We start from the raw sequence: 9,950 nt of genomic DNA on the forward strand, positions 1-9,950 counted from the left end.
GATAAAAACTCATTAACGGAGTTCAGAGGCTCGTTAACGGAGTTCAAAGACTCATTCACGAGTATCAAAGGCTCATTAACGGAGTTCAAAGACTCGTTAACGGAGTTCAAAGGCTCATTAACGGAGTTCAAAGACTCATTCACGAGTATCAAAGGCTCATTAACGGAGTTCAAAGACTCGTTAACGGAGTTCAAAGACTCATTCACGAGTATCAAAGGCTCATGAATGGAGTTCAAAGACTCATTAGCCTCGTTCCCAGCCTCCAGGCTGGAAATGTATTCTCAGAGGTTCTACCTCTTGTCAACAAAGAGGAGGCGGAGCCTCCCAGAATGGGTTCCCAGCCTTCAGGCTAGGAACCAGTCAATTTCCAATTCCCAATGCCCAAATTAAATTACCTATGCGCCGTAAAAAGGATACTCTCTGCACAGAATTTGCCTTCACTCTTCCTAGAGGATTGAGTGATGGTGAACACCGAGTACATCGTCATGGGGTAATGCGTTTAGCCACCGCCAAAGATGAAATTTTGGTGCAACAAGAACGCGGAGTTCAGGAAAATCCAGCTTACGGTGTATTGGTGATGCTTGCACGAGTTATTACTCGCTTGGGTAGTTTCAACTCTGTTAGTCCTGATTTACTCGAAGGACTGCTTTTACATGACATTGCCTATCTCCGAGAATTTTACAATCGAATTAATCAGCAAGGCAATGTAAATATTCCGACACAATGTCCCCACTGTAATAATCAATTTTCAGTGGAGCTAGAACTAGCGGGGGAGTCCTAAGCTACCCCTCTGATACTTTATATGAGGAGGTAGCTTTTATTGCTTATCATTTCCACTGGTCGCAAGATGATATTTTAAATTTAGAACATACTACCCGTCAGCGCTGGGTAGCGGAAATCAATAAAATTAACCAAAAATTAATATGAAAGTAAAAGTTAGCTACTCACCAACTTTAAATGAAGTCAATGAAGTTGACCTTACCATAGAAAATCCAACGAGAGGAGAATGGCTAATAGGTCGTTCTCCTGATTCTGATTTACTACTAGACAGCCCTGATATTAGTCGGGTACACGCTAAGTTTTTTGTGAAAGGTGGAAATTACTACTTCTCTGACCTTGGCAGTAGAAATGGATCAATATTTAATGGGAAACAAGCTGAAAAAGATCGACCATATTCTTTGAGCGATGGAGACGTTATTCGGATTGCAGATTATGTTTTGATCTTAGAAGCAGTTGCTCCTGCTTATGAGCAACCAGAGACAGTCTTTAGAATTATAGATCCTTCACTGTTTTCTCGGCCGCGATCGCCTGAAAATATCAGCACTCCCAACGTTGCTACTCCAGCCCCAGAAGTAGTCAACGAAGTTGCAGCGCCAATTACTCCCGAAGTAGAAACACCTTCCCCAGAAATCAGCGAAATCTCCGAAGTTGTTTCTAATCAAGGTGATGATGTCATCCCGGTTGTTGAGATAATCGCCCCTGAAAACATCATTCAGTTACCAGAAGCAGTCAGCGAAGTTCCACACGATGTTCGTGATGAAATTGTGGATTTGCGTTTAGTTACAACAGAAGTCAGCGCAGATGTTGAGGAAGTAGAAGTTGCAGAAGTCAGCGAAGATGGTGAGGAAGTTTCTTTTACTGTAGCTGATGATGCGATCGCTCCACCTGAAAACATTATTGAAACTCCTGAAGAGGAAAGTATTCTTCCAGAAGCTACCGACGACGAGATTGCAGACTTGGAAGCAGCACTAGCGGCAGAATCTACTATCGTCCAGCAGCGTGATACAAGTGCCATTCCAGAAGCTACCGACGATGAGTATGCAGAGTTAGAGGCAGCACTGGAAGCGGAAGTCACCTTCGTACAGCCGCGTGATATTTTCAACGAAGTTCCTGCACAGGAGAGTACCATTGCAGAATCTATTTCCGATGAAGATGCAGAATGGGAAGCAGCACTAGCAGCAGAAGTCACTTTTGTGCAGCCGCGCGATATTTTTCACCAAGTATCTAAGGAAGAGAGCTTCGTTCCAGAAGCTACTCATGATGAAGTAGCAAACTTGGATACGCCAGTAGTAGAAGAAGTTAGTGCAGATGTTGATGAGGCTATCAGTCAAATTCCTGAAGAAGCGGACATTCAGCCAGAAGAACCCTTGAGCCAAGCGACACAGGATATCAGTGATGAAGTAGTAAATTTAGATACGTTGTTTACAGCAGAAGACAGCGCAGATGTTGATGAAGTAGAATCTAGTTCTGCTACTGATGAAACAGTCAATGAAGTTCCTGAAACGTTGACTACGCTTGATGATAACGTCCCGGAAGTTTTCAGCAGTCAATACATTGATTCGAGTAATACAAGTACTGAAGAAGTCAGTGTAGATGTTGATGATGTTTCTGAACAAGCAAGTGAAGTTTTTAACTCCGCTGATATTCAATTCTTGAAAACAATAGAAAGTGGAGCTACTGAGAGTATCAGTCAGACTATTGAAGAAGTTCCTGAAGTAAAAGAAGATGAGTTTGAGGAAACTCCGGAAGAAACGCTCATTGAAAGAAATATAGTCCTCATTGCTCACGAAAGCAAGAAATTAGAACTTGCTGAATTTGTTTCTCAACATCAGGAATTTTTCTCAGAGAGCTTTACAATTACGTGGCCATCTGTTAGTGAAGTCTTACATCAACAAGCAGGAATAACTATTAGTCAACAAACCCCTGCACCAACTTCTGGAGGATATCAAACAATTGCTTCATTGGTTGGAGCCGGAGAGATTTTAGCAGTTATTTTCCTGAGAGATTTGCTGCAACCTCAGTCTGGTCAAGCAAATGAAGAAGCATTGCTGAGATTGTGTACTATTAATCAAGTTTTACTGGCAACTAATTTGCCAACAGCAGAGGCGATCGTGCATTATCTTAAAGAGGGATAGAAATCTGCTTTGATTTTTGAATTGATTTGTGTAGACAGGCAATAGGCAAGAAAGCAATAGGCAATAGGCAAGAAGGCAATAGGTAAGAAGGGTTTTTGAGTTTTACGGAGTTTTTTCAGCAATCAAATATGAGTCTTATGTAGCCCTACTTAATGATTCATAAACAATAAGATTCCCGATTTCTTGTAAAAATCGGGAATCTTAGTCTTAAGCTTAAGATTTTCATACGTAAAATATAATTACTATATTTTTTGAAAAGTTGCAAATTGCATAGAATAATTTCAATAATAAAAATTAATCTAAAAATATTCGTATATTTTAAAGTAAAACCTATTTAAAAAGATGGTTGCAAATTTTAAAAGTTTATTTAGACAGCCAGTTATTCTTTCAAGTGCGATCGCTACACTTTTACTAGTAGGCATTCAAAAACTTGGGGTTTTCGAGCCTCTGGAAATGAAGGTCTACGACCAAATGATGCAATTACGTGCCGACCCAGGCCCAGACGCTCGTCTGTTGATTGTTGCTTTAAGTGAAAAAGATATCCAAAAATGGAATTGGCCCCTGTCTGGTGAACTTCTAGACCAAGTATTAGCCAAACTTGAAGCTTATGAACCGCGAGCCATTGGTCTAGATATATTTCGTGACTTACCAGTACAGCCTGGTCATGAAAAACTCCTACAACGCCTACAACAGAGCGATATCATCATTCCTATCTGCAAACATTCTGGTTCTAACAATCCGGGAATAGCACCTCCAAAAGGGGTTGAAGCAGAGCGAGTAGGATTTAATGATGTCGTAGAAGACACTGATTCCACAATTCGCCGCAACCTATTATTGGTAAATGCAGAGGAGTCCGATTCTTGTCAAAGTACTTATTCTTTTAGCTTGCAACTAGCACTCAAATACTTGGAAGTTGGAGGCATCCAAGTAGAATTTACCCCAACAAAGGAATTACAACTACGAGATACAGTATTTAAACCTCTGCAAAGTAACGCTGGCGGTTATCAAAAAGCCGATACCAATGGCTACCAAATCCTGCTTAACTACCGTTCTGGTAATCAAGTTGCCCAACAGGTAACTATTACAGAAGTACTTGCAAATCAAGTTAAACCAGATTTGGTCAAAGACCGCATCGTTTTGATTGGTTCAACAGCCAATAGTTTAAATGATATTTTTAATACACCATTTGCTAGCGGTAAGTCAGATAATTCTGGCAAAATAGCCGGAATTGAGATTCATGCCCACAGCGTTAGTCAAATTCTCAGTGCTGTTCTTAACAAACAGCCTCTATTTTGGTTTTTGCCTGAGTGGGGTGAAGTCCTTTTAATATGGGGATGGACTTTAGTTGGTGGGTTGTTAGTATGGCGAATTCAACATCCACTAGGCTTAGGATTAGCAGGAGCAACAGCCCTTGCAGTGTTATTTGGAGCTAATTTTGTCATTTTTACCCAAGCTGGATGGTTGCCAGTAATATCTCCGGCGTTGGGGTTAGTATTTACCGCTGGGAGTGTCCTTGCTTATACTGCTTATCAAACGAAGCAAGAGCAAAAAGAAATTACCCAACGGGTTCAAGAACACCAACAATTAATTGTGGAATTGCAAGGTCTTTTACGGCAGCGCGGCAATGCCGCAAATGAAGCGCCAACGGTAATTGCTGATTCCATTGGGCAGGAAATTTCGCTAGGCACGTTGCTAAACAACCGCTACAAAATTACTCAACCCTTGGGTTCTGGAGGATTTAGCAATACTTATTTGGCTGACGATATCCAGCGCCCTGGTAATCCGCAGTGTGTGGTTAAACAGTTGCGACCTCCCCGCCAAGATGCAGAATATTTAAATGTCGTCAGACGCCTATTTGACGCTGAAGCAGAAATTTTAGAAACTTTGGGTAAGCATCCACAAATTCCCCAATTGCTAGCTTTTTTTGAAGAAAATCGACAATTTTCTTTAGTCCAAGAATTTGTTCGAGGGCACGCTATGGATAAAGAGCTATCCTCTGGGAAGCAACTCAAACAAGCTGAAGTTGTGGAGATGCTCAAAGAAGTTTTAAACGTACTTGTTTTTGTTCACAGTTATGGCGTCATCCATCGAGATATTAAACCTAGCAACTTGATTAGACGAGAATCAGATGGGCATATTGTTTTAATTGACTTTGGTGCTGTTAAGCAAATTCAGCCTCAGCAGCAAGAAGCTCAGACCATTTCAATTGGCACTCCTAATTATGCACCTTCTGAACAAATGAGTGGATTGCCAAAACTCAACAGCGATATTTATGCGTTGGGAATTATGGGGATACAAGGTTTAACTGGGGTAGAACCAAGAGAATTTCGTAGAGACACAAACACTGGTGAAATAATTATTTCAAAAGAATCTGATGGGAATCAACAGGTTTGGCAACATTGGCGCGAACTAACTGAGGCTACAAATGCGTTAGTTATTATTTTAAATAGAATGGTACATTTTGACTTCACTCAACGATATCAGTCAGCCACAGAGGTGCTTAAAAATCTCGAAAGTCTTTAGTACTTTTTTATCAACGCTAAATTGCTTAGAAAAAAGCCTGGTCACTCGCATGACCAAGCTCTTAACTATTTCAATCAATCATTGGAGGTAAATTAGTCTGAGCGCAAACCATTAGTTAGCAGGTTATTCTAAATTAACCTTGACAACTTTGTTCTTTTCTTGCTCAGTTTTAGGCAGTGTCAGATTCAAGATGCCGTCTTTATAATCTGCCGTAACGTTAGTATTTTGAATTCGAGTCGATAGAGGAATTACGCGTTGAAATTTGCCGTAATGAAACTCACTTCTGGTAACACCTTTTTCATCAGTTTTAGTTTCTGATTTCCTCTCACCGCTAACGTAAACAGCATCTTCCGTGACTTGCACATCCAGGTCTTTCGCTTACGCAAAATTAAGGACAGCGATCATACCAATTCACAATTCGCTTTTTCGCCCATTCGCAATTAAAAAAATTAGATGCAGGAAAGCTTTCAGGGGTTAAATCTGTATCATATTTTTCGTGAATGGTATCACCTATTGTGACAGTCCTGGGTACGGAAGGGGAATATAAAGCTTGTATGAACTTGATTCTTGCTGATGTGAGATTGTTCTCTATTTATATTTATAGAATTTACTTATGTATTTTTAGTAAAAACTAATATCACATAATGAGCCATAACACAAAAAGAAAATGTGTTTTCGTCAATAAACACAGAGAATTTCATAGTATATGGAATTTATAATCAGTAAAAAAAATATTCGCAAACGAATAATAAAGTTAATTTAATGTAAATTTGATCATTTATCAAATTAGATAAAAAGTTATATCTTCAAGATTTGGTGAAGCAGGTTATGTGATCTTACTGAAGAAAGAGATAATTCAAGAGTGAATAAACCTACATCGGGATAAGATCGTGTTTAATTTTCCTCCCTGATAGAAAAATGAATCAATTTCCTGTAGCTGCAACTAAAAGCTTAGAAATAAATGCCTCACGGCAATTCACACCTTGGCTGTTAGAGCAGAATCTCAGTCTAGCTTTCAGCACCTATCAAGCAGGTAAATTATTTTTCGTTGGCTTGCAACCAAACGGCAAACTCTCAGTCTTCGAGCGCACCTTTGAGCGCTGCATGGGTTTGTACGCCTGTGGGAGGAGTTTGTATATGAGTACGCTTTATCAACTGTGGCGCTTCGAGAACATACTACAGCCGGGACAAGTTCACGACAACTACGATGCTGTTTATTTGCCCCAGATGAGTTGTGTAACAGGCGACTTAGATATTCACGATATTGCTCTGAGTAATTCCCCACTCCCAAACGGCAAAATTGCCAGTGGTGGTTTAAATGAATCAGAGAATCTAATATTTGTCAATACGCTATTTAGCTGTTTATCAAAAGTTAGCCCCACCCACAGTTTCATACCCCTGTGGCAACCGCCATTTATTAGTAAATTGGCAGCGGAAGATAGGTGTCATTTCAACGGTTTGGCAATGCGGGATGGTCAACCCAAATACGTCACTGTTGTTAGTCAATCAGATGCGGCGGAGGGATGGCGGGACAGGCGGGTTGATGGTGGTTGCGTCATTGATGTAGAGAGTAACGAGATAGTACTAAAGGGGCTTTCTATGCCTCATTCTCCTCGGTGGTATAGAGACAAGCTGTGGTTACTCAACTCTGGGACAGGCGATTTTGGGTATGTCGACTTAGAACGAGGCAGCTTTGAACCCGTGGCTTTTTGTCCAGGATACATGCGTGGTTGTGCATTTCATGGCGACTTTGCGATCGTGGGGATTTCTCAGCCGAGGCACAATAAGACCTTTAGTGGGTTGCCCCTAAATGAGAAATTGCAACAAAAAAACGTCGAACCTCGGTGTGGATTGTTGGTGATTGACCTGCGGAGTGGGGATATTGTGCATTCCCTGCGAATGGAAGGGGTGGTACTGGAATTATATGACGTGGTGGCACTTGGGGGGGTACGTCGTCCAATGGCGATCGGCTTCAAGAGTGATGAAATTCGGCGGATGGTGACAATGGGATGAGTCCAGAGGTGAAATTTTGCCTCTTTACACCTGATAAACAACACAACCTAAATTCATTCATAAAGAGAATCAAGAATAATGGCGAATACATTTTTAAATCTATCTGACCTCAATGGCAGCAACGGCTTTGTAATTAACGGCATTAATAGGGGTGACGAATCAGGCACATCTGTCAGCAGTGCGGGTGACATTAACGGCGATGGCTTTGACGACCTGATTATTGGGGCATATCGTGCCGATCCCAACGGTCAGAATTATGCCGGGGAGAGCTACGTAGTCTTTGGTAGCGGCAGTGGGTTTGGAGCTAGTCTCAACCTTTCTGACCTCAATGGCAGCAACGGCTTTGTAATTAACGGCATTAATAGGAGTGACGTATCAGGCGGCTCCGTCAGCAGTGCGGGGGACATTAACAGCGATGGCTTCGACGACCTGATTATCGGGGCAGGAAGTGCCGACCCCAACGGTCAGTATAGCGCCGGGGAGAGCTACGTGGTGTTTGGTAGCGGCAGTGGGTTTGGAGCCAGTCTCAACCTCTCTGACCTGGATGGCAGCAACGGCTTTGTGATTAACGGCATTGATAGCTATGACAACTCAGGCACATCCGTCAGCAATGCGGGGGACATTAATGGCGATGGCTTCGATGACCTGATTATCGGGGCAAGAAGTGCCGACCCCAACGGTCAGGATAGAGGCGGGGAGAGCTACGTGGTCTTTGGTAGCGGTAGTGGGTTTGGAGCCAGTCTCAACCTCTCTGACCTGGATGGCAGCAACGGCTTTGTGATTAACGGCATTGATAGCGATGACTTCTCAGGCAACTCTGTCAGCAGTGCGGGTGACATTAACGGCGATGGCTTCGACGACCTGATTATCGCGGCAACAGGTGCCTCCCCCAATGGTCAGTATTATGCCGGGGAGAGCTACGTGGTTTTTGGTAGCGGCAGTGGGTTTGGAGCCAGTCTCAACCTCTCTGACCTGGATGGCAGGAACGGCTTTGTGATTAACGGCATTGATAGCTATGACAACTCAGGCAACTCTGTCAGCAATGCGGGGGACATTAATGGCGATGGCTTCGATGACCTGATTATCGGGGTAAGAAAAGGCTTCTCCACCCTTCAGTTTAGGTCTGGGGAGAGCTACGTGGTTTTTGGTAGCGGCAGTGGGTTTGGAGCAAGTCTCAACCTCTCTGAACTGAATGGCAGCAACGGCTTTGTGATTAACGGCATTGATAGGGATGATTATTCAGGCTTTTCCGTCAGCAGTGCGGGGGACATTAACGGCGATGGCTTCGACGACCTGATTATCGGGGCACCTGGTGCCGACCTCAACGGTCAGTATAGCACCGGGGAGAGCTACGTGGTGTTTGGCAGTAGCAGTGGGTTCGGAGCTAGTCTTAACCTCTCTGAACTGGATGGCAGCAACGGCTTTGTAATTAACGGCATTGATAGCTATGACTACTCAGGCTTTTCCGTCAGCAGTGCGGGGGACATTAACGGTGATGGCTTCGATGACCTGATTATCGGGGCAAGAAGTGCCTCGCCCAACAACGGTCAGGATAGAGCTGGGGAGAGCTACGTGGTGTTTGGTTTTGCATCTCCTACGTCTATGCCAGTTAATGACACGGCTACCACCGACGAAGACACTGCCGTTAATATAGAGATTTTAGCCAACGACAGCAACTCCTTAAGGGTGACGGCTATTGATGGTAAGGAAGTTGTTGTTGGCACTGCCATTACCGTGAATTCTGGTGCTTTAATTACCCTTAATGCTGATGGCAGCTTGACCTACGACCCAAATGCTCAATTTGAAAGTTTGGCTGTGGGTGAAAGCGCTAGTGATAGCTTTACATACAGCGCTAACAATGGCAAGTTGAATAATACAGCTAGCGTCAATTTGACCATTAACGGAGTCAATGACGCACCCAAACCCAAATTTATTTCAGTTTTGAACCTTTCCACGCTCAACGGCAGCAACGGCTTTGTAATTAACGGCATTGATGCGGGTGACAACTCAGGCTTTTCTGTCAGCAATGCGGGGGACATTAATGGCGATGGCATCGATGATCTGATTATCGGGGTATATCGTGCCAACCCCAATGATCAGAGTTTGGCCGAGAAGAGCTACGTGGTGTTTGGCAGCAACAGTGGGTTTGAAGCTAGTCTCAACCTTTCTGACCTCGATGGCAGCAACGGCTTTGTAATTAACGGCATTGATGCGGGTGACTACTCAGGCATACCTATATCTGTCAGCAGTGCGGGGGACATTAACGGTGATGGCTTCGATGACCTGATTATCGGGGCAAGAAGTGCCGACCCCAACGGTCAGGATAGAGCTGGGGAGAGCTACGTGGTGTTTGGTAGCGGCAGTGGGTTTGGAGCCAGTCTTAACCTGTCTGACCTCGATGGCAGCAACGGCTTTGTAATTAACGGCATTGATGCGGGTGACTTCTCAGGCGGCTCTGTCAGCAGTGCGGGGGACATTAACGGCGATGGCTTCGACGAC

General features: G+C 43.4%; 6 protein-coding genes and 1 pseudogene. 6 read left to right on the forward strand and 1 reads right to left on the reverse strand.

From position 1 onward, the window contains the following. Positions 1-397 precede the first annotated feature (397 nt). The 4 genes from RRG12_RS10665 (at position 398) to RRG12_RS10680 (ending at position 5,438) form a co-directional block, all read left to right on the forward strand. Positions 398-781: a phage tail assembly protein gene (locus RRG12_RS10665; protein ID WP_420759252.1), complete on the forward strand. Its 384-nt coding sequence runs from the start codon at positions 398-400 to the stop codon at positions 779-781. After that, a complete protein-coding gene (locus tag RRG12_RS10670) occupies positions 745-927 on the forward strand; it encodes a DUF6760 family protein (protein ID WP_084227029.1) in 183 nt (60 codons plus the stop codon). The genes RRG12_RS10665 and RRG12_RS10670 overlap by 37 nt, the downstream gene beginning before the upstream one ends. Beyond that, on the forward strand, positions 924-2,915 hold the full coding sequence (locus RRG12_RS10675; RefSeq protein WP_420759253.1) for an FHA domain-containing protein: 1,992 nt from the start codon (positions 924-926) through the stop codon (positions 2,913-2,915). Before RRG12_RS10670 ends, RRG12_RS10675 begins: the two co-directional genes overlap by 4 nt. Before the next feature lie 342 nt (positions 2,916-3,257). Next, the gene (locus RRG12_RS10680; protein ID WP_420759254.1) at positions 3,258-5,438 is read left to right on the forward strand and encodes a CHASE2 domain-containing protein; all 2,181 of its coding nucleotides are present in this window, start codon (positions 3,258-3,260) and stop codon (positions 5,436-5,438) included. 123 nt (positions 5,439-5,561) lie between these two features. On the opposite strand, the pseudogene RRG12_RS10685 reads toward RRG12_RS10680, so the two are convergent. After that, positions 5,562-5,816, reverse strand: a pseudogene (locus RRG12_RS10685) (Hsp20/alpha crystallin family protein); the annotation flags it as partial. Positions 5,817-6,356: 540 nt separating this feature from the next. Between RRG12_RS10685 and RRG12_RS10690 the strand changes: the two are divergent. Next, entirely contained in the window at positions 6,357-7,451 is a 1,095-nt protein-coding gene (locus RRG12_RS10690; protein WP_420759255.1) for a TIGR03032 family protein, read from the forward strand. A gap of 78 nt (positions 7,452-7,529) precedes the next feature. Further along, positions 7,530-9,950 (forward strand): Ig-like domain-containing protein (locus tag RRG12_RS10695; RefSeq protein WP_420759256.1); only part of this gene is annotated, 2,421 nt, incomplete at its 3' end.

This window comes from Nostoc sp. CALU 546, from assembly GCF_048836525.1.